Origin of the sequence: Allosphingosinicella deserti (assembly GCF_003012735.1) — a bacterium.
Lineage (GTDB): Bacteria > Pseudomonadota > Alphaproteobacteria > Sphingomonadales > Sphingomonadaceae > Allosphingosinicella > Allosphingosinicella deserti.
The window spans coordinates 661,679-687,309 of record NZ_PXYI01000004.1 but is presented as its reverse complement, the minus strand read 5'-3'; the positions used below and the strand labels follow the sequence as shown (position 1 = coordinate 687,309).

At 64.8% G+C, this 25,631-nt stretch carries 25 protein-coding genes and 1 riboswitch; of the genes, 16 read left to right on the top strand and 9 right to left on the bottom strand.

Going from position 1 to position 25,631, the window contains the following annotated elements:
• Positions 1-148: 148 nt before the first annotated feature.
• From C7I55_RS29250 to C7I55_RS15340, 5 genes are read left to right on the top strand one after another with little or no spacing between them, the layout of a single operon-like run.
• Entirely contained in the window at positions 149-832 is a 684-nt protein-coding gene (locus C7I55_RS29250) for a hypothetical protein (RefSeq protein ID WP_106513828.1), read from the top strand.
• 2 nt (positions 833-834) lie between these two features.
• The gene (locus tag C7I55_RS15355; RefSeq protein ID WP_106513827.1) at positions 835-1,218 is read left to right on the top strand and encodes a phage holin family protein; all 384 of its coding nucleotides are present in this window, start codon (positions 835-837) and stop codon (positions 1,216-1,218) included.
• Positions 1,215-1,598 (top strand): DUF3618 domain-containing protein, encoded by a 384-nt coding sequence (locus C7I55_RS15350; RefSeq protein ID WP_106513825.1) that lies wholly within the window; start codon positions 1,215-1,217, stop codon positions 1,596-1,598. The genes C7I55_RS15355 and C7I55_RS15350 overlap by 4 nt, the downstream gene beginning before the upstream one ends.
• Positions 1,595-2,128: a hypothetical protein gene (locus C7I55_RS15345; RefSeq protein WP_106513823.1), complete on the top strand. Its 534-nt coding sequence runs from the start codon at positions 1,595-1,597 to the stop codon at positions 2,126-2,128. Before C7I55_RS15350 ends, C7I55_RS15345 begins: the two co-directional genes overlap by 4 nt.
• A gap of 57 nt (positions 2,129-2,185) precedes the next feature.
• The gene (locus C7I55_RS15340; RefSeq protein WP_106513822.1) at positions 2,186-2,404 is read left to right on the top strand and encodes a DUF4170 domain-containing protein; all 219 of its coding nucleotides are present in this window, start codon (positions 2,186-2,188) and stop codon (positions 2,402-2,404) included.
• A gap of 164 nt (positions 2,405-2,568) precedes the next feature.
• Here the strand turns inward: C7I55_RS15340 and C7I55_RS15335 are convergent, their stop codons facing one another.
• The 4 genes from C7I55_RS15335 to carA form a co-directional block, all read right to left on the bottom strand.
• Positions 2,569-3,204: a rhomboid family intramembrane serine protease gene (locus C7I55_RS15335; protein WP_106513820.1), complete on the bottom strand. Its 636-nt coding sequence runs from the start codon at positions 3,202-3,204 to the stop codon at positions 2,569-2,571.
• A gap of 3 nt (positions 3,205-3,207) precedes the next feature.
• Complete coding sequence (greA, locus tag C7I55_RS15330; protein ID WP_106513819.1) at positions 3,208-3,687, bottom strand: transcription elongation factor GreA; 480 nt, start codon at positions 3,685-3,687, stop codon at positions 3,208-3,210.
• Positions 3,688-3,766: 79 nt separating this feature from the next.
• The gene (gene carB, locus C7I55_RS15325; RefSeq protein WP_106513817.1) at positions 3,767-7,105 is read right to left on the bottom strand and encodes a carbamoyl-phosphate synthase large subunit; all 3,339 of its coding nucleotides are present in this window, start codon (positions 7,103-7,105) and stop codon (positions 3,767-3,769) included.
• A 77-nt stretch (positions 7,106-7,182) separates the two neighbouring features.
• The gene (carA, locus tag C7I55_RS15320) at positions 7,183-8,349 is read right to left on the bottom strand and encodes a glutamine-hydrolyzing carbamoyl-phosphate synthase small subunit (protein ID WP_106513816.1); all 1,167 of its coding nucleotides are present in this window, start codon (positions 8,347-8,349) and stop codon (positions 7,183-7,185) included.
• A 143-nt stretch (positions 8,350-8,492) separates the two neighbouring features.
• Here carA and C7I55_RS15315 point away from each other — a divergent pair, with 143 nt between their 5' ends.
• From C7I55_RS15315 to C7I55_RS15285, 7 genes are all read left to right on the top strand, one after another.
• Positions 8,493-8,951: a GatB/YqeY domain-containing protein gene (locus tag C7I55_RS15315; RefSeq protein ID WP_106513814.1), complete on the top strand. Its 459-nt coding sequence runs from the start codon at positions 8,493-8,495 to the stop codon at positions 8,949-8,951.
• Positions 8,952-9,001: 50 nt separating this feature from the next.
• Positions 9,002-9,418, top strand: coding sequence for an endonuclease domain-containing protein (locus tag C7I55_RS15310; RefSeq protein WP_106513927.1), 417 nt, complete (start codon positions 9,002-9,004; stop codon positions 9,416-9,418).
• Positions 9,415-11,310: a DNA primase gene (dnaG, locus tag C7I55_RS15305; RefSeq protein WP_106513813.1), complete on the top strand. Its 1,896-nt coding sequence runs from the start codon at positions 9,415-9,417 to the stop codon at positions 11,308-11,310. The genes C7I55_RS15310 and dnaG overlap by 4 nt, the downstream gene beginning before the upstream one ends.
• Before the next feature lie 20 nt (positions 11,311-11,330).
• Positions 11,331-13,367, top strand: coding sequence for an RNA polymerase sigma factor RpoD (gene rpoD, locus C7I55_RS15300; protein ID WP_106513811.1), 2,037 nt, complete (start codon positions 11,331-11,333; stop codon positions 13,365-13,367).
• Between the two features lie 243 nt (positions 13,368-13,610).
• Positions 13,611-14,282: a DUF6975 family protein gene (locus C7I55_RS15295; RefSeq protein WP_199192835.1), complete on the top strand. Its 672-nt coding sequence runs from the start codon at positions 13,611-13,613 to the stop codon at positions 14,280-14,282.
• An 87-nt stretch (positions 14,283-14,369) separates the two neighbouring features.
• On the top strand, positions 14,370-15,215 hold the full coding sequence (locus C7I55_RS15290) for an AAA family ATPase (RefSeq protein ID WP_106513810.1): 846 nt from the start codon (positions 14,370-14,372) through the stop codon (positions 15,213-15,215).
• 62 nt (positions 15,216-15,277) lie between these two features.
• Positions 15,278-16,324, top strand: coding sequence for a hypothetical protein (locus tag C7I55_RS15285; protein ID WP_146151034.1), 1,047 nt, complete (start codon positions 15,278-15,280; stop codon positions 16,322-16,324).
• Positions 16,325-16,327: 3 nt separating this feature from the next.
• On the opposite strand, the gene C7I55_RS15280 is transcribed toward C7I55_RS15285, so the two are convergent.
• Together C7I55_RS15280 and rpmE are read right to left on the bottom strand one after the other, a co-directional pair.
• A complete protein-coding gene (locus C7I55_RS15280; protein ID WP_106513808.1) occupies positions 16,328-16,849 on the bottom strand; it encodes a GNAT family N-acetyltransferase in 522 nt (173 codons plus the stop codon).
• 17 nt (positions 16,850-16,866) lie between these two features.
• Positions 16,867-17,100 (bottom strand): 50S ribosomal protein L31, encoded by a 234-nt coding sequence (gene rpmE, locus C7I55_RS15275; RefSeq protein ID WP_106513807.1) that lies wholly within the window; start codon positions 17,098-17,100, stop codon positions 16,867-16,869.
• Between the two features lie 105 nt (positions 17,101-17,205).
• Positions 17,206-17,372, top strand: a riboswitch (cobalamin riboswitch).
• Positions 17,373-17,465: 93 nt separating this feature from the next.
• Here rpmE and C7I55_RS15270 point away from each other — a divergent pair.
• Genes C7I55_RS15270 through C7I55_RS15255 form a run of 4 tightly spaced genes read left to right on the top strand, consistent with a single transcriptional unit; the run spans position 17,466 to position 21,778 of the window.
• Positions 17,466-19,343, top strand: a complete 1,878-nt coding sequence (locus C7I55_RS15270) for a TonB-dependent receptor plug domain-containing protein (protein WP_158266441.1) — start codon at positions 17,466-17,468, stop codon at positions 19,341-19,343.
• Positions 19,312-20,100 carry an ABC transporter substrate-binding protein gene (locus C7I55_RS15265; protein ID WP_158266440.1) on the top strand — a complete coding sequence of 263 codons (789 nt, stop codon included), beginning with the start codon at positions 19,312-19,314 and terminating at the stop codon, positions 20,098-20,100. The genes C7I55_RS15270 and C7I55_RS15265 overlap by 32 nt, the downstream gene beginning before the upstream one ends.
• Entirely contained in the window at positions 20,097-21,065 is a 969-nt protein-coding gene (locus C7I55_RS15260) for a FecCD family ABC transporter permease (protein ID WP_106513803.1), read from the top strand. The genes C7I55_RS15265 and C7I55_RS15260 overlap by 4 nt, the downstream gene beginning before the upstream one ends.
• The gene (locus C7I55_RS15255) at positions 21,062-21,778 is read left to right on the top strand and encodes an ABC transporter ATP-binding protein (protein ID WP_106513802.1); all 717 of its coding nucleotides are present in this window, start codon (positions 21,062-21,064) and stop codon (positions 21,776-21,778) included. Before C7I55_RS15260 ends, C7I55_RS15255 begins: the two co-directional genes overlap by 4 nt.
• Before the next feature lie 17 nt (positions 21,779-21,795).
• On the opposite strand, the gene fabZ is transcribed toward C7I55_RS15255, so the two are convergent.
• From fabZ to bamA, 3 genes are read right to left on the bottom strand one after another with little or no spacing between them, the layout of a single operon-like run.
• Complete coding sequence (fabZ, locus tag C7I55_RS15250; RefSeq protein ID WP_269845219.1) at positions 21,796-22,275, bottom strand: 3-hydroxyacyl-ACP dehydratase FabZ; 480 nt, start codon at positions 22,273-22,275, stop codon at positions 21,796-21,798.
• Entirely contained in the window at positions 22,272-22,913 is a 642-nt protein-coding gene (locus C7I55_RS15245) for an OmpH family outer membrane protein (protein ID WP_106513800.1), read from the bottom strand. The genes fabZ and C7I55_RS15245 overlap by 4 nt, the downstream gene beginning before the upstream one ends.
• Complete coding sequence (gene bamA, locus C7I55_RS15240; RefSeq protein WP_233222225.1) at positions 22,913-25,573, bottom strand: outer membrane protein assembly factor BamA; 2,661 nt, start codon at positions 25,571-25,573, stop codon at positions 22,913-22,915. The genes C7I55_RS15245 and bamA overlap by 1 nt, the downstream gene beginning before the upstream one ends.
• Positions 25,574-25,631: the final 58 nt, after the last annotated feature.

The window sequence follows — 25,631 nt, the reverse complement described above, 5'->3', positions numbered from 1 at the left end:
GCCTCGTCATGAACTATATGGAATGTGTTGGCCGCTTATCGGCGCAGAGCCGCTGACGCAACTTTCGTTGCACTCATCCGGAACGACCGGGTGGTCTTGCCGGTTTGGCCCCGTAACGGATCACGAGAAACAGCTGGAGAAACGGATCATGCCTCCTCGCGAAAACGAGCTCCCGGAAGGGACCGACCACATCATCAATGGCGCCATGGAGACCAACGGCGACGGCGGCCGCGGGTTCGGCAACGACGATGACAACGAAACTGGCGGCGGCACGATCGGAAGCGGCACCGCCGCGAGCGCGCAGCCCGGCGGTGGGTTCGTCGCCGGTGCCGGCAACACAGGCGGCGGTGGCAACACCGGCGGTGGCGGCAGCGAATCGGGCGGTGACGACACCGGCGGCAACGTCGTCGACCAATTGAAGAGTCAGGCGTATGCGCTCCGCGACCAGGCCGGCGGCCGCGTCCGCGAGTTCGCCGACACCGGCAAGAGCCGCGCGACCGACGCCCTCGAGGAGCTTTCGCGCGTGTTCGCCGATACCGCCGACACGATCGATGAGCGCCTGGGCGGCGACTATGGCGAATATGCCCGCCGCGCGTCGGACGCGGTTTCGGGCTTTGCGGACACGATCCGCAACAAGGAAGTCGACGAGATCTACGAGACCGTCACCGACGCGGTCCGCAAGAGCCCGGGCGTCGCGATTGGCGTCGCGGCCGTGGTCGGCTTCGCCCTGGCCCGCGTCGTCAAGGCCGGATTCGAAACCGGCGGCGACAGCAACCGCACCAACAATGCGGGCAAGAGCGGTTCCGCCGGTGGCTCCGGCACGGGAGCCTGAGCTTGGACGCGCGGCCAGGCGGGATGAGCGAAAGCTCGATCGGTGACCTCTTCGGCCGGGTGGCCGAAGACGCCAAAGCCTATGCCAGGGCCGAGATCGGGCTCTACCGGACGATCGCCGCGCACCGGATTGCGAAGGCGCGGAACGGCGCCATCGCGCTGGTCGCGGCGATCTTCCTGCTGAATGCCGCACTGATTGCCTTGTTCGTAGCGATCGTCATGGCGTTGGCGGCGCTGATCGGACCACTGCTCAGCGGCCTGGCCGTCTTCCTCGTCGTCGGCATCATCGCCTTCGTGCTGGTGCGCTACGGCGCGGGCAAGCTGTCGGCGTTGGCCGGGGATGCAGAAGAGAAAGCAGCGCTTTCCGCCGGGGAGCATTTGTCGTGAGCGCAGCCGACATCACCCGCGCCCGGCGCGAGGCCGAGATCGCGCGACGCAAACTGATGGGCGGCGTTGCCATCCTTCAGGAACGGCTGAGCCCGAGCACGATCGCCAGCAACGCCTGGGAGGAAGTGAAGGAGCGCTCGACCGGAATGGCCGATGACGCGGTCGAGGCGGTTAAGGCGCGGCCGGTGGCGGTGTCGGCAGCGCTCGGCGCCGTCACCCTCTTCCTTGCCCGTCAGCCCATCAAGTCCGCGATTTCATGGCTCTTCTCGAAGAAACCACCCGAGCACCTCGTCACCACAACGCTCGACACGTCGAGCCCCCAATATGACCTGACGACGCCGGTCGTCGCCAGAAATCAGAATGAAGGAGTAACCGCATGAGCGACACCCGCGAAAGCAGCACGACCACCACTTCTACTGGCGCCGCGAACGATGCGAATGACGGAGGCCGGCTCGCCGGTGTCCGGCAGAGCGCGTCCGATGCTTATCAGAGTACCCGCGAGCGGACCAGCGCCGCCTACGAGTCCGCGCGCGAGCGTGCAGGCTCGGCACTTCAGAGCGTTCGGGAAACTGCCCGTACGGCGGGCGAGCGGACCGGCAGCGGCATCGAGGCCAATCCGATGGTTGCGGTGGTCGGCGGCCTCGCGCTTGGCCTCGTTGCCGGCGCAGTGCTTCCCAAGTCCAAGCGTGAGCAAGCATTGCTCGGCCCCGCCGGACGCAAGGTCCACGACACCGCCCGCCAGGCGGTGCTTGCCGCCAAGGACGCCGGACGCGAACAAATCGGCGAGCTCGGGCTCACCCGCGATTCGGTCCAGCGCCGAATCGGCGAGTTCACCGACAAGGCTGTGGGCGCGGTGAAGACCTCGGCCGGCGCGGCTGCGGGGACCGTCACCGGCGGCAGCAACGAATGAGTCAATTCGCCCCGGAAGCGCTTGTTTTCCGGGGCGCGTTCGCTAAGCGGACAGCCCATGAGCAAAATGCATCTGGTTTTCGGAGGCCGGGTCAAGGACCCGCAGGGCCTAGACTTCGATATGTCGACGGTCGATGTCGTCGGCATTTTCCCCGATTATGCGTCGGCGCTGGACGCCTGGCGCGCCAACGCGCAGCGTACCGTCGACGATGCGGAAATGAAGTATGTGGTGGTCCATCTCCACCGCCTGCTGGAGCCGCAACTCGGCACTGCTTGAGCGCGGCCCTACCCCCTCCCCACAACATCATCAGCCGTTCGGGCTGAGCCTGTCGAAGCCCACCCTGTTCCCCGGTTCGGCACAGGAAGAAGTGGCCTTAGACCGGCCCGGCCCGAACGGTGGTTTCATTGTCGTAGATCGTTGACTGGAAACGCGCTCGCCGTTCAGGCCTTGCGCCAGCGCAGAATCAGCAACGGACGTGCCAGGATCAAGCCGGCGAGAAATCCGCCAATATGGGCGGCAACGGCGATCGCCGCACCCTGCGCGGTCAGTCCGATCAGCAACTGCAGTGCAATCCAGGCCGCGGCGAGCCAGAGCGCGTTGACCAGCATCGCCAGCGTGTTGTTGGCGATCTTCACCCGGTGCCGGCCGAAGAACATCGCATAGCCGCCGAGCAGGGCCGAGATCGCGCCGCTGGCTCCCACCATCGGCGCCATGCCTGAAGGATCTGCAAGCCATTGCGCGCCGGCGGCGGCATAAGCGCCGACGACATAGAGGATCGCGACCGCCGTGCTGCCGATGATCGGCTCCACCGCACGGCCACAGAACAGCAGCATCAGCAGGTTGAAGGCGACGTGGACGAAGTTCGCGTGGATCAGCGATGCCGTAATCGGGGTCAGGAACACCGGCGCCAGCCCGCTCTCCTGCACCATCCCGGATGCGCGGGCGGGGATGAACCCGCCCCAGACCGCCGCCGCGTCGGTGAGGTTGCCGGCCGAGACGACCAACCAGGCCGCTGCGGTCGCCCCGGCAACGGCCAGGGTGAAGCGGGCCTTCTTCCAATCGGCGGGTGGTCGCACGTCTTAGATGAACTCGATTTTTTCGATCGAGTAATATTTGTCGCCGGACGGTGTCGAGACTTCAACCTCGTCGCCGACATTGCGTCCGATCAGCGCACGGCCGAGCGGCGAATTGTACGAAATCCGTCCGACGCGCGCATCCGCCTCGGTCTGGCCGACGATCTGATAGGTAACCGGCTTGTCGTTCTCGTCGAGCAAGTGGACGGTCGCACCGAACACGGCCTTGTCGCCTGAGAGGGTGGTCGGATCGATCACCATCGCACGGCTCAGCCGATCCTCGATGTCGGCAATCTGCGCCTCGACCTGGCCCTGACGCTCCTTCGCGGCATGATATTCGGCATTTTCCGAAAGATCGCCGTGGCCGCGCGCTTCCTCGATCGCATCGATGATCGACGGGCGTTCGACGGTTTTCAGGTGCCGGACCTCTTTCTGGAGCTTCTCATAGCCCTCAGCCAGCATCGGCATCTTGTCTACCGTCGCCATAAAACAGCCTTTCGTCCAAATCCGCTTCGGGCCGTCCCATTCGCGAAGACGGCCGATCTTGTTTCGATTGTGTGAAGGATCACGCTCGGGAGGATTGATAATAGGACTGCAACGATCGAACATCAAGGCTACGCTCTCGCAGCACCCCGATCGCCCGGACCACTGCGACGCTGGAGGCGGCAGTGGTGAAATAGGGCACCTTGCCCATCAGCGCCGACCCCCGGATCGATGCGCTGTCCTTGTGGCTTTGCCAGCCTTCCGTGGTGTTGAAGATGATCGCGACGTCGCCGTCCTTGATCTTGTCCACGATGTGCGGCCGTCCCTGCGCCACCTTGTTCACTTCGGCGGCGGGGATCCCTTGCTCGCGAAGGTAATCGGCGGTGCCGGTGGTGGCGATCACCTTGAAGCCCATTTCGGTCATCGCCCGAACCGCCGGTGCAACCAGCGCCTTGTCGCTGTCCTTCACCGAGACGAATAACGTTCCGTCGGTCGGCAGGATGACTCCTGCCCCGAGCTGCGATTTGAGGAAGGCCGTGGCGAAATCCATATCTATTCCGATGACCTCGCCAGTCGACTTCATCTCCGGTGAGAGCACCGGATCGACGCCCGGGAAGCGTGCGAACGGGAACACGGCCTCCTTCACCGCGATATGTGGAACGTCCCGGTGGATCGGCAGGAACGACATCAGGGGCTCCCCGGCCATGACGCGCGCCGCGATCTTGGCGATAGGCGTGCCGATCGCCTTGGCGACGAACGGAACGGTCCGGCTGGCGCGCGGATTGACCTCGATCAGAAAGACCTTGCCGTCCTTTACCGCGAACTGGGCGTTCATCAGACCTTTGACGCCAAGCGCAAGCGCGAGGGCCCGCGCCTGCCGCTCGATTTCTTCGACGATCGCCGGCTCTAGGCTGTAAGGCGGCAGCGAGCAGGCGCTGTCGCCCGAATGGACGCCGGCTTCCTCGATATGCTGCATCACGCCGGCGATGCAGACATCCTTGCCGTCGGAGATCGCGTCGACGTCGACCTCGATCGCATCGCGCAAATATTGATCGATCAGAACCGGGCTGTCGCCGGACACCTGCACGGCGGTGACGATATAGTCTTCAAGCTGCGCCGGGCCGTCCACGATCTCCATCGCGCGGCCACCCAGAACGTAGCTCGGCCGGGTGAGGACGGGATAGCCGATGCGGTCGGCGACGGCGATCGCCTCCTCTCGGCTGCGGGCAATGCCGTTTTCCGGCTGGCGCAGGCCGAGCTTGTTCACCAGGGCGGCAAAGCGTTCGCGGTCCTCGGCCAGGTCGATCGCATCGGGCGAGGTGCCGAGAATTGGGATTCCCGCCTTCTCGAGCGCCGCAGCGAGCTTGAGCGGAGTCTGGCCGCCGAACTGGACGATGACGCCGACCAATTCGCCCCTGGAGCGCTCGACGTCGAGGATTTCGAGCACGTCCTCGACGGTCAGCGGCTCGAAATAGAGCCGGTCCGATGTGTCGTAGTCGGTCGACACCGTCTCGGGGTTGCAGTTGATCATGATCGTCTCGAAGCCGGCCTCGCCGAGCGCATAGCAGGCGTGGCAGCAGCAATAGTCGAATTCGATCCCCTGCCCGATCCGGTTCGGACCGCCGCCGAGGATCACGACCTTGCGCTTGTCGGTGGGCTCGCTCTCGTCCTGCGGTTCCCCGAAGGTCGGTGCTTCGTAGGTCGAATACATATAGGCGGTGCGCGCCTCGAACTCGGCGGCGACGCTGTCGATGCGCTTGAATACCGGCCGCACACCAAGCCGGTGACGAAGCGCGCGAACCTCGTCTTCGCTGGTCGCACCGGTCATCGCCTTCACCGCATCGTGGATCAGGCCGTGCGAGCGCGCGGCAATCTTTCCCATCGCTCCCCCGCGAAGGTTGGCGGAGCGAACTGCAAGCTCGGCCAGCCGCTTGTCGGAGAAGCCCATCGCCTTCAGCCGGCGCATCCCCGCCGCATCCTGCGGCAGGCCGTCGCGGCTGACCTCCTCCTCCGCGTCGACGATCTCACGCAGTCGCTCGAGGAACCAGGGATCGAAATGGGTGATGGCGTTGATCTCGGCGACGGTGAAGCCCTCGCGCAGCGCCTGGGCGGCCGTCAGTAGCCGCTCCGGCGTCGGCCGCGCCAGTGCGGCCTCGATCTCGGCCCGAGGCGCGCCATAAAGGGCTTTGACGCCATCGAACCCCGTCAGGCCGGTTTCCATGCTGCGCAGTGCCTTCTGCATGCTCTCGTGGATCGAGCGGCCGATCGCCATCGCTTCGCCGACCGATTTCATCGCGGTGGACAGAAGCGGCTCGGAGCCCTTGAACTTCTCGAATGTGAAACGCGGGATCTTGGTGACGACATAGTCGATCGTCGGTTCGAAGCTTGCCGGCGTCGACCCGGTGATGTCGTTCTGAATCTCGTCGAGCGTGTAGCCGACCGCGAGCTTTGCGGCGACCTTGGCGATCGGAAAGCCCGTCGCCTTGGAGGCCAAGGCCGACGAGCGCGAAACCCGCGGGTTCATCTCGATCACCACCAGGCGACCATCGGCCGGATTGACTGCGAACTGGACGTTCGATCCGCCGGTCTCGACGCCGATCTCGCGCAGGCACGCGATGCTCGCGTTGCGCATGATCTGATATTCCTTGTCGGTGAGCGTCAGCGCCGGCGCAACAGTGATCGAGTCGCCTGTGTGGATGCCCATCGGATCCACATTCTCGATCGAGCAGATGATGATGGCATTGTCGTTGCGGTCGCGCACGACCTCCATCTCATATTCCTTCCAGCCGAGCACCGATTCCTCGATCAGCACTTCGCTGGTCGGCGATGCCTCGAGGCCGCCGGTGACGATCTGGACGAATTCGTCGCGATTATAGGCAATGCCGCCGCCGGTTCCGCCGAGGGTGAAGCTCGGCCGGATGATCGCAGGAAGCCCGACGACATCGAGCGCCCTGACCGCCTCGTCGAGCGTGTGCGCGATCTCGGAGCGTGGACTTTCGAGGCCGATCTTGTCCATCGCCTCGCGAAACTTCAGCCGGTCCTCGGCTTTCTCGATCGCCTCGGCATCCGCACCGATCATCTTGACGCCGTACTTCTCGAGTGTGCCGTCTTTGAACAAGGCCAGCGCGGTGTTGAGCGCGGTCTGCCCGCCCATCGTCGGCAGGACTGCGTCCGGCCGCTCCTTCTCGATGATCTTGGCGACGAATTCGGGCGTGATCGGCTCGACATAAGTCGCGTCGGCGAGCTCCGGATCGGTCATGATCGTCGCCGGGTTCGAGTTCACGAGGATGATGCGATAGCCCTCCTCCCGCAACGCCTTGACCGCCTGAGTGCCCGAATAATCGAATTCGGACGCCTGGCCGATGACGATCGGCCCGGCGCCGATGATCAGGATCGAGGAGATGTCGGTGCGGCGCGGCATAGCTTCTGACCTTCTAATCCCTCGCCCCAAGCGGGGATCGAGGGTCGGGAGTTGGGACGTTCGGGGGCGTGAGGCCCCTATTTCTGCAATTGATCGACGAACTTCTGGAACAGGTAGACGCTGTCCTGCGGCCCCGGGCTTGCTTCGGGGTGATATTGCACCGAGAAAGCGGGCCGGTCGGTCAGTTCGAGGCCGGCAAGGCTGCCGTCGAACAACGAGACGTGGGTCGGGCGCGCATTGTCCGGAAGCGTCTCGGTCTCGACCGCGAAGCCATGGTTCATGCTGGTGATCTCGACCCGGCCATCCTCAAGTCGCTTCACCGGATGATTGGCGCCGCGATGCCCCTGGTGCATCTTGGTGGTGCTGGCGCCGACCGCGAGGCCAAGCAATTGATGGCCGAGGCAGATCCCGAACAGCGGCTTCCTGGTTTCGAGCAATTGCCGGATGACCGGGACCGCATAGGTGCCGGTCGCCGCCGGATCGCCGGGGCCGTTGGACAGGAAGATGCCGTCGGGCTCGTGCGCCATCACGTCCTCGAAGGTCGAGGTGGCCGGGAGCACGGTGACGCGCGCACCCGCATCCGCGAGGTTGCGGAAGATGTTGCGCTTCGATCCGTAGTCGATGGCGACGACGTGCGGACGGCTCTCGTCCTCCTCGGCCTCGCCATATCCGGTGCCGAGCTTCCACCGGCCGCCCGACCAGCGGTACATCTGATGACATGACACCTCTTTGGCCAGGTCCATCCCTTCGAGACCGGGCCAGGCGCGCGCCTCGGCGAGCAGAGCGTCGATATCGAATTCGCCCTTGGCATCGTGGGCGATCACGCCGTTGGGCGCGCCCTGTTCGCGGATCTTGCGGGTGAGGGCACGAGTGTCGACTCCGGCAAGCCCGATCCGACCGTTGGCCCGCATCCACGCGCCGAAGCCCTGAACGCTGCGGAAATTGCTCGGCTCGGTTACGTCCTGACGGACGATGCAGCCGAGCGCGAACGGATTGTCGGCTTCCAAATCCTCGTAATTGGCCCCGACATTGCCGATGTGCGGGAAGGTGAAAGTGATGATCTGCATGGCATAGGAGGGATCGGTCATTACCTCCTGGTAGCCGGTCATCGCCGTGTTGAAGCAAACCTCGCCGACGGCGGATCCTTCGGCACCGAAGCCCTTGCCCCAGATGACGGTCCCATCGGCCAAGACCAATACGCCGGTCGCTCCTTGCGGCGCAGGCGTTTGCGTGGCGTCAGCCATGTCGGCGGGCACTCCTTCGTAGTTTCTGGCGATGTCGCTAAGGCCCGTCCGCTAGGCCGCCGGGGGCACAGCGTCAATCTATTAAAACCCCGAACCTGCCGCTATCCTCCCGCGCTTTCCCCGACAGCGGACCCAAGAGAGATATGATTCGCGACGACATCAAGGCTGCGCTCGTCACCGCCATGAAGAGCGGTGACAAGCAGCGGACGGCAGCCATCCGCCTCATCCAGTCGACGATCAAGAATCGGGACATCGAGCAGCGCACCGCCACCCAGGCGTCGACCGATGACGATGCGCTCGTCGTCGAAGTGCTGCAGAAGATGATCAAGCAGCGCCGAGAATCGATCACCCTCTACGAGCAGGGCGGCCGCCAGGAACTCGCCGATGCCGAGAAGGCCGAGGTCGCGGTGATCGAGGGCTTCCTGCCGCAGCAGATGACCGAGGACGAAACGAAAGCCGCGATCGACGCGATCGTCACCGAAGTCGGCGCGAGCTCGGTCAAGGACATGGGTCGTGTGATGGCGGTGCTGAAGGAACGCCACGCCGCTCAGCTCGACATGAGCAAGGCGAGCGGGCTGGTGAAGGCGCGGCTGAGCCAGTGAGGAGCGCAGGCTAACTCCCCTCCCGCTTGCGGGAGGGACTGGGGGTGGGGATGGTCGTTTTCAAGAAGCGCCCGACCCGAAGGGCCCAGCAGCTGAGGCGCACCGCCACCGAGGCGGAGCAGAAGCTGTGGACGGGCCTCCCTCAACGGCGGCTGGGCGGCTTCAAGTTCAGCCGGCAGATGCCCATCGGCCCCTTCATCTGCGATTTCATGTGCCGCGAAGCCCGTCTAGTAATCGAGGTGGACGGCGGGCAGCATGACGCCCAGGCTGCGGCCGATGCATTGAGAACGCGCTATTTTGTCAGTGAAGGTTATCGAGTGATCCGATTTTGGAACCACGACGTTCTTGGAAATACGGATGGCGTACTCTCGGTAATCCTCGAAGCTCTCACCGCGGCCCCACCCCCAGCCCCTCCGGCAAGCGGGAGGGGAGCAGATCCCGACGGCCCGGACATGCCACAGCAATGAGCCTTTCCCCGCAATTCCTGGACGAGGTCCGTGCCCGCACGTCGCTGTCGACCGTCATCGGCCGCTCGGTGAAGCTGCAAAAGGCCGGGCGCGAGTACAAGGCTTGTTGCCCGTTTCATCAGGAGAAGACACCGAGCTTCACGATCAACGACGAGAAGGGCTTCTACCACTGCTTCGGGTGCGGCGCCCATGGCGACGCGATCCGCTTCCTCACCGATGCGCGGGGGCTGCCGTTCATGGAGGCGGTCAAGGAATTGGCCGATGCTGCGGGGCTCGAGGTGCCGGCGCCGGATCCGCGCGCACAACAGAAAGCAGAGCGGGCTGCCGGTTTGTACGACGTCGTCGAGGCGGCGCAGCGTTGGTTCGTCGAGCAATTGGGGTCGATCGAAGGCGCGAATGCGCGCGCCTATCTCCAGAAACGCGGTATTCGCGATTGGACGATCACCAACTTCGGCTTCGGCTTCGCACCGGACAGCCGCTCCAGACTTCGCGAGGCGCTGAAGCGCTTCGGCAGCGATGCGCTGGTTGAGACCGGCCTGCTCATCGCCCCCGACGACGATCGCGAGCCCTATGACCGGTTTCGTGGCCGGCTGATGATCCCGATCCGTGACCAACGCGGCCGAGTTATTGCGTTCGGCGGCCGCATCGTCGGCGACGGCGAGCCGAAATATTTGAACTCTCCCGAGACTCCGCTCTTCGACAAAGGGCGCACCCTCTACAATCTCGACAAAGCTGCACCGGCGAGCCGCAACGCCCGGCGGGTGATCGTCGTCGAAGGCTATATGGACGTCATTGCGCTCGATCAGGCCGGCATCGGCGAGGCGGTGGCGCCGCTCGGCACCGCCCTTACCGAGGGGCAGCTGGAGCGGCTGTGGAAGCTTTCCCCTGCCCCCATCCTCTGCTTCGACGGTGATTCGGCGGGTCAGAAAGCGTCCGTCCGCGCCGCGCTTCGGGCCCTGCCCCATGCCGGCCCGGGCCGCTCGCTCGGTTTCGTCACCCTGCCCGCCGGCCAGGATCCCGACGATCTCGTCCGCGCCAAGGGCCGCGATGCGCTCGAGGATCTGCTCGCCGCCCCGGAGCCATTGGTCGATCGACTCTGGCGGCACGAAGTGAATGCCGAGCCGCTGACGACGCCCGAAGAACGCGCCGGGCTCAAGCAGCGCCTGTTCGATCATTTCGGGGCGATCGCCGATCCCAACGTGCGCGAGCAATATCGCGCCGAGTTCCTCCGCCGGTTCGACGAGCTCACCCGTCCGCAACGCCCGCGACAGCAGCGCGATTATGGCCGCGAGCAATACCAAGGCGGCGGCCGTCGCTTCCAAAATGGGCGCCAGCAAAGCGGGCGCTTTCAGAGCAACCGGTTCGGCTTCGTTCGTCCCGTCTCGGATCAGGCGAAGCTGGTGGCGACCGGCGGCCTCGACCCGCGGTGGCTGCGGGCGGTTCTCGCCGGACTGGTCCGCCATCCGCAGGTGATCGCCGCTCATTCTGAGGCCGTCGCGGCGCTTCCCTTCATCGAGGCGCCTGCTATACGTTTGCGCGATTCTCTTCTATCGGCAGCCCTGTTCCACGGCGAACTTGATCAGGAGCGCCTAAATACCATATTGGTCGACGAAGGTGCGGCGCCTCTGGCCGAGGCGCTCCGCCAGGAGAGAGGACTAGCCTTTTCCTTCACCCGCCGCGATGCCGATCCGGAACGCGCTCAACGCGATCTCGTTCTGGTCATCGACACGTTGGCGGCGCAGCCAGGGCTTGAAGCCGCCTTGGCGGCAGCGACCGAGCGGCTGAAGGAATCAGGGGACGAGGCCGCTTTCCAGGAGCAACAGCGGCTCCGGATCGCGCGGGACGAGGCGGAAAAACAGCTTGCCTCCCTGGTCGAGGGGGATGTGGGCTGAGACAGGAACAAGGCGTTTAAATGGCGAAGACGAACACGGCGGTCGATGCGGAAGACAAGCAGGACGGGGGCGATGCTCCGCTGATCGACCTCAACGAGGCTTCGATCAAGAAGCTGCTTGCGCGCGCCAAGAAGCGCGGCGTGATCACCTATGACGAGCTCAACGAGGCCCTCCCGCAGGATCAGATGTCCTCCGATCAGGTCGAGGACGTGATGTCCGCGCTCAGCGAGATGGGCGTCAACATCGTCGAGAATGACGACAGTGACGACGAGGAATCCTCGTCCGAGCCCGATTCCGACGGCGGTATCGACGAGCAGGATGGCAGCGACGGCGAGCGCTTCATCATCGAGAAGAAGAAGGAAACCGTCGACCGGACCGACGATCCGGTGCGCATGTACCTGCGCGAGATGGGAGCGGTCGAGCTGCTCTCCCGCGAAGGCGAGATCGCGATCGCGAAGCGCATTGAGGCCGGCCGCGACACGATGATCTGGGGCCTTTGCGAGAGCCCGATCACCTTCAACGCGATCATCGAATGGTCCAATGCCCTGAACGAGGGCCACATGCAGCTGCGCGAGATCCTCGATCTCGACGCGATGCTGTCCAAGGGCCCCACTCCCGAGCAGGTCGAAGGCGCCGAGGAAGGCGCCGACGGCGAGATCAGCGAGGCGGCTGCCGGTCCTTCCTTTAAGGAGGAAGAAGACGTCGAGGAGGTCACCGAGGAAGAGGACGAGGACGGCAACGTCGTCCAGCGCCGGGCCGAGAACCGCTTCGAGGAAGAAGAGGAGGACAACACCCTCTCCCTCGCCCAGATGGAGGAGACGCTGAAGCCGCAGGCGCTGGAGCGCTTCGCCAAGATCACCGATCTCTACCGCAAGTTCGCAAAGCTTCAGACGGCGCGAATGGATTCGATGAGCGCTGGCCAGTCGTTCGGTCCGGGCGACGAATCCAAATATCAGGATCTGCGCGATCAGCTCACCGCCGAGGTCGAGAGCGTCCAGTTTCACAACGCCAAGATCGAGTATCTCGTCGATCAGCTCTACAGCTACAACCGGCGCCTGACCGCGCTCGGCGGCCAGATGCTGCGTCTCGCCGAGCGTCACAAGGTGCCGCGGCGCGCCTTCCTCGATGCTTATATGGGTCACGAGCTCGACGAGGGCTGGACGGAGCGCGTCTGCAACCTCGACAAGAAGTGGAACGCCTTCTGCTCCACGGAATCGTCCGCGATCGAGCGCATCCGCACAGAAATCGCCGAGATCGCCCAGGCGACCGGCATGAGCCTCGCCGAATTCCGCCGGATCGTGAATCAGGTTCAGAAGGGCGAGCGTGAGGCGCGGATCGCCAAGAAGGAAATGGTCGAGGCCAATCTGCGCCTCGTGATCTCCATCGCGAAGAAGTACACCAACCGCGGCCTGCAGTTCCTGGATCTCATCCAGGAGGGCAATATCGGCCTGATGAAGGCTGTCGATAAGTTCGAATATCGCCGAGGCTACAAATTCTCGACCTACGCGACCTGGTGGATCCGGCAGGCGATCACCCGCTCGATCGCCGACCAGGCACGGACCATTCGTATCCCGGTCCACATGATCGAGACCATCAACAAGCTGGTCCGCACCTCGCGTCAGATCCTCCACGAAATCGGCCGCGAGCCGACTCCGGAAGAACTGGCGGAGCGTCTGTCGATGCCGCTCGAAAAGGTTCGCAAGGTGATGAAGATCGCCAAGGAGCCGATCAGCCTCGAAACGCCCATCGGCGACGAGGAGGATTCCCATCTCGGCGATTTCATCGAGGACAAGAATGCGGTCATTCCGGTCGACGCGGCGATCCAGGCCAACCTCAAGGAAACGGTCACACGGGTTCTCGCCTCGCTGACGCCGCGCGAGGAGCGCGTGCTCCGCATGCGGTTCGGCATCGGCATGAACACCGATCACACGCTCGAGGAAGTCGGCCAGCAATTCTCGGTCACCCGAGAGCGTATCCGCCAGATCGAGGCGAAGGCGCTTCGCAAGCTCAAGCATCCCTCCCGCTCCCGGAAGATGCGCAGCTTCCTCGACCAGTAAGCAATTTTCACCAAGTTGTTGAGAAGCCCCTCCCTTCGTGGAGGGGCTTTTTGTTTGTGGAGACGCATACGGTCGAACGGCCCTCATCCCCGCGCCGCCTTGCCAACGCCCGTAGGTGGCGTGAAGGCGCGCTCGGCCCAAAACACAGCAACATCCCTAACGCGTCATAAACCTCGTTTTTACGGCATTGATATAGGTCAGAGGCGTAGAGGGGTCTTCGAAACGTTCGGGAGACACAGGGACATGGCAACAGCTTCGCTCGGCATGGCACGAGTCGCCGAGACCGGGCAGCTCCTGCTCGCGTGCGTCCGCGACAATGGCAGCGCGTCGCATCCCTGGTCGCAGGCGGGCGAATTGCTGCGCGGCGAGCACAGCGCGCGCGGCCTGTCCGATCTCATCCACTATCTGTGCACCTTGCACGGGCGGTATCCCGGCGTGATCGACCATGCATCGACCCGTGCGGTCGAGCCCGCCTCCCGCGCCTGGCTCGCGCAGGCGACCTACGCCTTCGCCGGCGAGCGGGCCTATCTCGCGCGTCTGGCGGTGGCCGCAGGTCCTGTGCCGAGCACGCCAGGCGCCGCCGGCACCGACTCGACGATCATCGCTCAGCGCCACGCGATGGAGATGCTCGCCCAGTCCGAGCGTCATGGCTGTGCGCTCGGCACTGCCATGGCGATCGTGCTCGATTGGGCACATGTCCGCACCGTTCTCGACTCGGCGGCAATCCGCTTCGGAGTCGAGCCGCCGCCTTGCATGGCCGGGGACATCGAAACGATCGCTACTCTGGCGGACGCCTTCGCCGGCAGCGCCGCCGTGCAGCGCGCTCTTCTGTTCGGCGCCCAGCAAGTGCTGCTGCAGCATCGCGGCCTGTGGGACGTGCTGGAAGCCCGTCATCAGGCGCGGCTGGTCGGCTGATCCTCCTGGCTGCTGCGCGGGCCGTCGGCTTGCCCTTGGAACGCCCCTCCTTTAACGCTCGCAGCTTACGTAAGCGGAAGGACGGGCATGCGGTTCGAGGGCACCAAGGATTATGTCGCGACCGACGATCTCAAGGTCGCCGTCAACGCCGCCGTCACGCTTCGCCGCCCGCTCCTCGTCAAGGGCGAACCCGGGACCGGCAAGACCGTCCTTGCCCATGAGATCGCAACAGCCGTCGGCGCGCCGCTGATCGAATGGCACGTGAAGTCGACGACCAAGGCGCATCAGGGCCTCTATGAATATGATGCGGTCGCTCGTCTTCGCGACGGCCAGTTGGGTGATCCCAGGGTCCACGACATTTCCAACTATATTCGGCGCGGAAAATTGTGGGAGGCGTTCACCAGTCCCGCTTTGCCGGTCCTGCTGATCGACGAGATCGACAAGGCCGACATCGAATTCCCCAACGATCTCCTGCAGGAGCTCGATCGAATGGAATTCCACGTCTACGAGACCGGAGAGACAGTAAGGGCCCATGAGCGGCCGATCGTCGTCATCACCTCGAACAACGAGAAGGAACTGCCCGACGCGTTCCTTCGCCGCTGCTTCTTCCACTATATCAAGTTCCCCGCTCGCGAGACGATGCAGGCGATCATCGACGTTCACTTCCCCGGAATCCAGAAGCTGCTGGTCGGAAAAGCGCTCGACATCTTCTACCAGGTCCGTGACGTGCCGGGCCTCAAGAAGAAGCCATCGACCAGCGAATTGCTCGATTGGCTGAAGCTGCTTCTCCACGAGGACATGCCGCTCGAGGTGCTGCAGTCCCGCGATCCGTCAAAGGCGATCCCGCCGCTGCACGGTGCGCTCCTCAAGAACGAGCAGGACATCATGCTGTTCGAGCGCCTCGCCTTCATGGCGCGGCGACCGGGCGGCTGATCCCCGGCCGCTTGCCACTTGGGCATGGCTGACATAGCCTTCGGTTCGGGGGGGGATGTCGGATGAGAATCATTCTTGCACTAGCTTTGATTGCTTCATGCCTGCCGATCGGTGGAGCCACGGCGGCGCCACAGGCAAGTGCCGGCGGCGCCTGGCAGGCGGGAGACGGTGGCCCCGCCTTGCACAGGGCGAGCCGGGTCGGCTTCCCCGCTGAGAGGTTCGGGTTCAAGCGTGTCAAGCTCGGTCAGATCAGCGACAATGACGTGACCGCAACCTATCGGCTCAAGAAAGACGGCGCAGAGATCAGCGCGACCGTCTACCTGTTCCGGCCCGGCGCCCTGCCCGAGCACCGACTGAAGGGTTCGATCCTCTCCTTCGCAACGCTGTCGCCGACTGCATTCGTCTGGTCGGCCGGCCCTTTCGATGTTCCCGCCACTTCGCCGCTCCATCTTTACAAGGCGACCTTCAAGACCGGCATCGGCCCCGGCACTGTGATGGATTATCTCTACTTCGCCGACATCGGTCCATGGCGGGCGAAGGTCCGCGCCACTCTAACGAACGTCAAGGACGTCGAGCAGGAAAGGGCTCTGGACGGCTTCGTGACGGCTTTGCCGTGGAACGAGATCCTCGCGGCCGCCGGGAACTGCTCCGGGCAGGCATGCACGATGCCGGCCTCCGAGCCGTTCATCAGCGATCACGGCGGATCCATGCTCGGCCGGTTGCTGGCCCGCTCGATGACGTTCGAGCCTGCCAAGGAGGAATCACTGCCGGTCGTCGGCCAAGCGAAGGTAATGCTCGGCGACGCGCCGATCCGGCGCGGGTCTGACGATATCCTCTACGTCGCCACCGTACCCGGACTTGCCACCTATCGCCTGATCCGACTGCCGCCTGAAGTTGTTCCCCTGTTCAGCGACGCATTCGGCCGGCTGACGCTCACCAAGCCGGTCTACGGTTTGCTGATCAGCATGGGGTCGGAGGGCATGATGCCGCGCCTCTACCATGGCGAGCCGACGTCCGAAATGTTCGGCGCGGCCGTCGCGGATCTGGTGCTGAAGGAAAGGAAACCTTTCCTCTCGCCCGTGGCACTTGCGGAGACGATCGAGGATTGAACCTCAGTCCGGCGCGCGGCGGAAGAGCAGGATGGGATCGGAGCGATACAGGGCTTCTTCTCGGGCGGCGAAGCCGGCTTTCTCTGCAACGCGTATTGAAGGCGTGTTTGCAGGATCGATGATCGCAACAATCTCGCGGCCGCTAAGTGCTTGGCGTGCCCAGTCGAGCGCGGCAGTCACGGCTTCCGAGGCGAAGCCCTGCCCGTGTGTCTCGGGTGCGAGCACCCAGCCCATTTCCGGGATCCCCTCGATCGAGGGTGTCATGTCGCGATTGAAGTCCGCAAAGCCGACCTGGCCGATGAAGGCACCGTCCGCGCGGTTTTCAACGCCCCAATAGCCATAGCCTAGCATCGACCAGAGGCCGGCCCCGGAGAGCAGCCGTCGCCAGCTGTCCTCGCGGGTAAGCGTCTTCCCGCCCAGATAGCGCATGAAGCCGGGGTCGCCCAGCATCCTTGCCTGGCCGTCGAGATCGCTCTCGCGAAATGCTCTGAGCCGCAGCCGCGCGGTCTCGAGGATCGGGACCACGCGGCTGCCTGCCGGTCTTACTTGCGGTTGCCGAGCGAAAGGCCGCCGAAACGCTTGTTGAAGCGCGCGACCTGACCGCCCTGATCCAGCACGCGGCCGGTGTTGCCGGTCCAGGCCGGATGGACCTTGGGATCGATGTCGAGCTGGAGCGTGTCGCCTTCCTTGCCCCAGGTGGAGCGGGTCTCGAACACGGTGCCGTCGGTCATCTGCACCTTGATCATGTGGTAATCGGGATGGGTCTCGGCTTTCATCGTCTTGATATTCCTTGGAGTTTGGCTGGTTCCGACCAGCCTCATGGAAGGCGGTGCGGCATGTAGCCAAAAGTGGGCGAATTGACAAGACGGGCTGCCCCCGACTAGCGCCGGCTCAGCGAAGGTGCCGCGCCGTGGCGCGGTGAAAATGGGAAGCCGGTGGGAAACCGGCGCTGTACCCGCAACTGTGAACGGTGAGCCCCCGCTCCACAACGGACCGGACCAGGCGACGACCCGGGAGCCAGGAGACCTGCCTTCGCCTTGTCGTCCGCACCGCGCCGGGAGCTGCGCGATGCGCGGCACTTCGCCCGGCTCGGCGAAAGGCCTCCGAGACGACAGCCATGTCGTTGTTCAAGGAGGACACAGTGTCACCGTTTCTGATTCTCGCAGCACTCGCGGCGCCGACTACCGCAGCCGACGCAGCCACTCAGGACAGCATCGTCGTCACCGCGGCGCGCGAACCGCTCGATGCCGAGAGCGCGCCCGTTTCCGTCACGATCTTCGGCAGCGAGACGATGCAGGCTCTCGGCCTTCCGTCCGCGACGGACCTCCTTCGCCTCAGCCCTGGCGTTTCGGTCGCGACGACCGGACCCCGCGGCACCCAGACGCAGCTGCGCATTCGCGGCGCCGAGGCAAACCACACTCTGCTGTTCGTTGACGGTATTCGCTTCAACGATCCCGCCGCCGGCAACGAGGCCCGGTTCGAGCTGCTCACCACCGACTCTCTTTCCCGGGTGGAGATCGTGCGCGGCCCGCAATCGGCCTTGTGGGGCTCGGAAGCGCTCGGCGGCGTGATCGCGATCGAGACCGCCGATCCGATCGGCGGGACCAAAGCCAGCCTGCTCGGCGAATATGGCAGCTTCGACAGCGTCCGAGCCTCCGCCCAATTCGCCGCCGGTACCGACACGGCCGGCGTGTCGGGATCCGCCGGCTGGCTCAGCAGCGACGGCATCGACAGCTTCGGCGATGGCGGTGAGAATGACGGTTTCGAAACGTTCAGCGCAAGCCTCAAGGGCATCGTCCGCCCCGCCGACGGCATCGAACTGGGCGTTGCAGGACATTGGATCGAAGGCACGAGCGAATTCGACGGCACCGATCCTGTCACATTTGCACGGGCCGACACGCTCGACGAAACCAGGAACCGGATCGGTGCGATCCGCGGCTGGGCCAAAGCGGACGTGGACGGCTGGTCACTGCAAGGCGATCTCGGCTGGCTTGGCAGCACCAATCGCAACCGGTTGGATGACGAGCCGCTCAATCGAACTTCGGGCGAGCGGTTGAGCGCTGGTGCTCAGGTGAGCCGCACCCTTGGCAGGAGCCGCCTGACCGCCGCGATCGAGCATCAGGCCGAGGATTTCCGCGCCCGCGACCAGGTCTATTTCGGCGGCACCGATCAGGATCGCGGCCGTCACCTCACCGCTTTCATCGGCGAATGGCACGCGCGCTGGAGCGAGCAGATCTCCACCGACCTCTCGGTTCGCCACGACAGCTTCAGCGAATTCCGCGATGCGACCACGTTCCGGGCCGCAGCGGTGATCGAGCCGACTGCGGGCTGGCGCCTTCATGCCGCTTACGGAGAGGGCATCGCTCAGCCGAGTTTCTACGATCTCTACGGCTTCTTCCCGGGCTCGTTCGCCGGCAATCCCATGCTGAAGGCGGAAAGCTCGCGGGGATGGGAAGCGGGCGCACGCTGGCAAAGTGGCGCCTTTTCGGCTGGGATCACGGGCTTTTCCAACCGGCTCAACAGCGAGATCGTCGACACCTACGATCCCGCCACCTTCCTCTCCAGCACCGCCAATGCCCAAGGCAAGAGCCGGCGCCGCGGTATCGAGCTGGACGGGTCCTGGCGTCTATCGGCGGCGGCCACGATCGGCGTCAACTACACCTATCTCGACGCCGAGGAGCAGAAGACATCCGGCACGACACCGATCCGTGAACTGCGCCGCCCGCGGCATAGCGCCAACCTGATTGCCAACGGCACCGCGGGGCGGCTCAGCTGGGGCGCGACCGCTGGCTATGTCGGGAAGCGCGGAGACACCGATTTCGATTTCTTCCCCTCCCCGCGCGTCACTCTGGACGATTACTTGCTTGCCTCGCTGCGCCTCGGCTGGCGCATCAACGACAGGATCGAGGCCTATGCCCGGATCGAGAATGCGTTCGATGCGGATTACCAGGATGTCGTCGGCTACAATACTCCGGGAAGGGCAGGCTATGCGGGCCTTCGCATTCGTTTCGGCGATTAGCCTCGTTGCACTCGCCGGGCCCGGTGAGGCGGCGCCGCAGCGCGCGGCGTCGCTCAACCTGTGCACCGACGAATTGCTGCTGATTCTGGCCGCTCCCGGCCAGATCGCATCGGTGACTCATCTTGCGCAGAAGGAAGCCGAAACGCCCTTGTGGCGGCAGGCGCGCCGCCATCGGACCAATGACGGCAGCCTCGTTTCGGTGGCAGGTCTCAGGCCCGATCTCGTGCTCACCATGGGCGGAGGCGCGCGCGATCGGGTACGGATCGCCGAGCGGCTTGGCATCAAGGTGCTGGACCTTCCCTTCCCGCAGACGATCTCGGACGTCGAAAAGAGCATCGTCGAAACGGCCTCCGCGCTCGGCCGGCAGGACCGCGCCAGACCACTCCTCGCCGCCATTGCCGCGCTGAAGCACAATGCGCCGCCACCCGCACACGACAGCGTCTGGCTGGGCGGCGGCGGCCGCAGCGTTTCGCCGGCCAGCCTTGCCGGGCAATGGATGGCCCTGGCGGGCCTGCGCCAACGTGCTCTTCCGGGCGAGCGACTATCGCTGGAGCAGTTGCTGGTCGCGCCACCTGCCGTCCTACTCCGCAGCGATTATCGCGCCGGGCAATATTCCGGAGAGCAACGCTGGCTCTCCCACCCGCTGGCGACGGGCGGCGGCAAGTCTCGGACGATCGTCACCGATGGCCGGCTCTGGACCTGCATGGGACCTCTGCTCATCGATGAAGTGAGACGGCTGAAGGCGATTGCCAGATGAGCAATCGTGTCGCGGTACTGCTCGGCGCCGCCGTTCTGTTCCTATTCGCGCTGTCGGTACTGGCGCCGTGGAGCGTCATTCGTGATCTCCTGCAGCAGGATCGCGATTTGGGCTGGGCCGTGATCCGTGAGTTGCGGCTCCCGCGCGCGCTGCTCGCGCTCGTCTACGGTGCGATGCTCGGCGCGGCCGGCGCGGCGATCCAGGCTCTCTTCGCCAACCCCCTCGCCTCCCCCGATCTCACCGGCACGACCAGCGGCGCCGCGCTCGGCGCCGTGGTGACGGCTTACATCCTCGGCTTCGCCTCTCCCGTGGCTCTGTCGATCGGGGCGGTCGGCGGCGCGCTGGCCGCCCTGCTGCTGCTCATTGCGCTCGCGGGCCCCCGCGCCGAGACGGCCACACTCCTCCTTTCCGGATTGGCGATCAGCGCCCTCGCCGGCGCCTTGACCACGCTGGCGCTGGCGCTCGCGCCCTCGCCATTCGCATTTTACGACGCCTATGACTGGCTGATGGGTTCGCTGGTCGACCGCAGCCTCGCGCAGGCAGCATTCGCAGGTGTCCCGGCCTTGCTTACTGTGCTGCTTCTCCTGCGCCTCGGCGGCCCGCTCGACCTTCTCACGCTCGGCGAAGACGTCGTCCAGTCCCTCGGCCATGATTTGCGCCGCCTTCGCATCGCGATCGTTGCGCTGACCGCGATCGGGGTTGGCGCATGCGTCGCCATCTGCGGCGCAATCGGGTTCGTCGGCCTGGTTGCGCCGATCTTCGCCAGGCGGATCAGCCGCGGCCACCCCGGGGGAGCGATCCTGCCGGCGGCGATGATCGGTGGCGGTCTTCTGCTCGCCGCCGATCTCGTCACACGGGCAGCTCCGCTCGGGCGGATCCTGCCGATCGGCGTGGTCACGGCGCTGCTTGGGGCACCGTTCTTCCTGTGGCTGGTTGCGCATATGCGGTGGAGCCTCAGCCGATGACGATGCTGCTCGAGGCCGCGGCTCTGGCGATGCCGCGTCGGCTGGACCCGACCGACTTGATGGTGGAAACGCCCGGCCTTGTCTGCCTCGTCGGTCCGAACGGCAGCGGCAAGACCAGCCTCCTCCACGCGCTTGCCGGAATCGGATCGCCCCTTGGCAGCGTCCGCATAGACGGCAAAGACGCGCGCCGGGCGGGGCCGGCAGAGCGGCGGCGCCTGTTCGCCTACCTACCGGCGAACCGCGACATCGCCTGGCCTCTCACTGTTCGCGATGTCGCCGGGCTCGGGCTCGGCGACTATGCGCGCGCAGTGGATGAAGCGTTGACGACGCTGGAACTCTCGGCCTTCGCCGATCGCCGGGTCGACCGTTTGTCCACCGGCGAACGCAGCCGGGTGCTGCTGGCGCGGGCGCTGGCCGCCCGCCCGAAGCTGCTGCTGCTTGACGAGCCGATCGCGAACCTCGATCCACTTTGGCAGTTGCGGCTGATGGACATACTCAAGGCCGAGGCGGCATCTGGCCGCGCGGCGATCGTCGCGCTGCACGATCTCGATCTCGCCGCCCGCTACGCCGACCGGCTGATCGTCATGAAGAACGGCCAGATCATCGCGGACGGTCACCCGCGGGCGCTGGTCGCCGGTCCGGTGATTCCGGCCGTTTTCGGGATCGAGCACAGCGAGGCGGGCTGGAGCCCGGCCCCGCATCGTACCGCCTGACGATTTCGCTTCTGGGATCAGTCCTTGGGCGGATCGGCGATCATCGCGGTGAAGCTGGTCTCCGCCGCGAGTTTTCCGTCGACCAGCACCTTGCCGGCGAACTTGCACACCGATCCACGATCCTGGACGAGTTCCACCTCGATGCGCAGCAGCACGCCCGGTTCGACCGGACGGCGGAACTTCGCGTTGTCGATCGCCATGAAGTAGACGAGCTTGCCCGTGCCGGCGAGCCCGAGCGATTCGACAGCAAGAACGCCGGACGCCTGCGCCATCGCCTCGACGAGGAGCACGCCGGGCATGATCGGACGGGTCGGGAAATGGCCCTGGAAGAAGGGCTCGTTGATCGTCACCGCCTTGATTGCGACGATCCGCTTCCTCGGGACCAGCTCCTCGACCCGGTCGATCAGGAGCATTGGGTAACGATGCGGCAACGCCGCCATCACCCGCCGGATATCCAGCGGCCCGATGGCGGTGCTTGCCGTGTCTTCGGTGCTCACCGGCCCTGCGGCTGCGGCTGCGGCTGCGCGGGCTGGGTGCCGGCCGGCGCAGGTGCGGCATTCTGCTGTGGCAGCGGCGTGACGCTGACCGACGGCAGTTGCTGGTTGAGCTGGGTCAGCACCTCGGCAGTAACGTCGATTGCATTGTCGTTGGCAAGCGTCGAGCTCTTCGAGACGGCGATGGCGGCGCGACGCGACGCACGGATCGACTCGATGATCGGGATCAGCCTTTGGCCGAGCTGCTGCTGCACGTGCGCCTGAGTGGAGCGGATCGTCTGCTCGCGCTGGTTGATCTGCTGATTGGCCTGGTTCTGACGCGTCTGGAACGCAGTGGCGCGCTGCTGGAGCGCGGCGTCAGGCTGCTTGCCCGCGAGCGCACGAACGGCGGCCTCGATCGCCTGTCCTTCCGTCTGCAGCGGCTGCGCCAGGCCCTGGGCGAATTGCTGCGCCTGCTGAACCTGGCCCTGAAGCGCGGTCTGCGCGGCACGGCACGCCGTGCATTCGGTCATCACACGATCGGTGTCGACCACCAGGATGCTCGCACCGGCCGCGGCGTTGTTGCGCTGCGCGAGCGCTGCACCGGACATGCCCAGCGAAAGCGCCGCAGCGGCGGCGGCGCCGATAACAATCTTCTTCATTAGAATGCGGTCCCTACGTTGAAGGTAATAAGCTTGGTATCATCCCCGTCGGCCTTGATAAGCGCCTTGGCTATATCGATCCTGAACGGGCCGAACGGCGAATTCCAGTTGACGCCGAAGCCGACGGAAAGCCGGGGCTTTGCGGTGTTGCCGGCATAAATTTCTTCGAACGAGTTAGCACCGATCACGGCTCCCGTCGGGCAAGTCTTGCTGCCAATCACTTGGGACGCTTCGACCGTGCCCGCAATGGCGGGATCGTCGACGCAATTCGTCAGCGTCGTAGTCAGCGGCCGCTTGAGGCCGAACAAGGCTCCGGCGTCGACGAAGAAGGACGGACGCAAGCCCATCTCGCGCAGTCCCGAGCTCAACGGGACCTCGAGCTCGGCACGTGCGAGATAATAAGCCCGCCCGCCGAGAGCGTCGTCGATCTGGTCGTTATTGTCCTCGATCGGGCCATCGGCGTTGAAATATTGCCGGATCACGCGCGGGCCGACGCCGCGAATGTCGAAGCCTCGCATCTGCGGCTCACCAAGGAAGAATCGATCGATGAGACGGACAGGATCTTCGCCGGGCTCGTCCGCCTTCTCGAAGCTGTGAATATAACCGCCCTCGCCGCTTAGCGAGAAGACAAAGCCGCCGAACGGCTGCCAATATTTGGACGCGTTGAGACGGGTCCGCAGATATTTGACGCTACCGCCCAGGCCGGCGAAATCCTGATTGAGCACCACGCGCTGGCCGCGAGTTGGGCGAATACGGTTGTTGGTGTCGTCATAAGCGAACGAATAGCCGATCGACGAGGTCGTGCGTTTGCCCACCGCTTGGCACAGATATCGTCCAACCCGCAGCGGATCGCAGAATGCCGGCAGCGGACCAGACCCATCCGGATCCGTGAAATAGAGATCCTCGTCCAGCGTGACGTCGTCGAGGCTTAGCCCGTACCGGCCTGCAAGCTGCATATATTCGGTCAGCGGGATGCCGCTGCGCAGCTGGAAGCCGGTCGATACCTGCTCGTAGGTGTTGTTGCGCTCGTTGCCGACATAGTTGAAGCTGCTGTAATCCCGCCGGAACACGTCGGCTCCGACGGCGATATTGCGGTCGAACAGATAGGGCTCGGTAAAGCCGAGCTCCACCGATTTGGAATAGCTGGAATAATTGACCGCCGCACGCAGCTCCTGGCCCTTCCCGCGGAAGTTGCGTTGACGGATCGAAAGATTGACGAGGAAACGTTCAAGGCTCGAGAAACCTGCCGAAACCTGGAGCTCGCCCGTCGCCTTCTCCTCGACGTCGACGCCGAGAATCACGCGATCGGGAGTCGATCCCTGGGTCTGGGTGACCTCGAGATCGTCCTGGAAGTAACCGAGCGACTGGATGCGGTCGCGCGAGCGCTTGACCCGGACGCTGTTGAACGGATCGCCCTCCGCGAGACGAAACTCGCGGCGGATCACCTTGTCCTGCGTGACGGTGTTGCCGTTGATGTTGACGCGCTCGACATAGACTCGCGGCGTCTCGGCAACCTGGAAGGTCACCGCCATCGTCCGCGTCTCCGCGTCGCGCTGGATCCGCGGATTGACGTCGGCGAATGCATAACCGAACAGGCCTGCGCTCTCGTTCAGCGAGGTCACCGTATCCTCAACCTGCTTGGCATTATACCATTGGCCGTTCTTCATCGGCAGCAGGCGAGTCAGATCCTCGCCCTTGAGGTCACGGATCTCGCTCTCGACCTTGACGTCGCCGAACTTGTAGCGCTCGCCTTCCTCGACCACGTAGGTGATGATGAAATCCTGCCTGTCCGGAGTGAGCTCCGCCACGGCAGAGACGACGCGGAAGTCGGCATAGCCTTCGGTCAGGTAGAACAGACGCAGCTGCTGCTGATCATAGGCCAGGCGATCCGGATCGTAGACCGCGCCCGAGCCAAGGAAGCTGAACAGGCTGGTGCGCTTGGTCGCCATGTGACCACGCAGCTCACCATCGGAGAATTTCTCGTTGCCGAGGATGTTGATCTGGCGAACCTTGGACTTGGGTCCTTCGCTGATTTCGAACACCACGTCGACGCGGTTCTGCTCGAGCTGAACGATCTTGGGCTCAACCTCAGCGGCAAAGCGGCCTTGGCGCCGATAGAGCTCGATGATCCGGGCGACGTCCGCGCGCGCCTTGGTGCGGGTGAAGATCTGGCGCGGCGCGAGCTTGATCTCCGGACCGATCTTGTCGTCCTTGATGCGCTTGTTGCCTTCAAGGATGATCCGGTTGATCACCGGATTCTCGCGCACCTGGATCACCAGATTGCCGGTGTCGCTGCCGAGAATCTGGACGTCGGCGAACAGCTCGGTGCCGTAAAGATCGCGCAGCGCTTCGTCGAGCCGCTCGCGCGTGTAGCTCTCGCCGACGCGGAGCTTCATGTAGGAGATCACCGTCTCCGGCTCGAGGCGCTGATTGCCGGACACGGCGATCGAACGGATGGGCTGCGCCGCAGGTGAGACGGGCGCCGCGATGACGGCAGGCGCCGGAGCCTGTGTGCCCGCCGGAGCCGCGGTCGAAGGCTGTGCGGCCGCGGGCTGGCCCTGCTGCGCGTAAGCCGGCACGCCGGCGCCGCCAAGGATCGTGCCGACGAGAAGCACGGAGCACAGGCGCGGACGATGGTTGATGATTTTGGTCGCTGTCACGGGTCCCCGCCCTAAATAGATTCGGCCGGTGCAAACGCCCGGCCCATTGTCCCTGTCG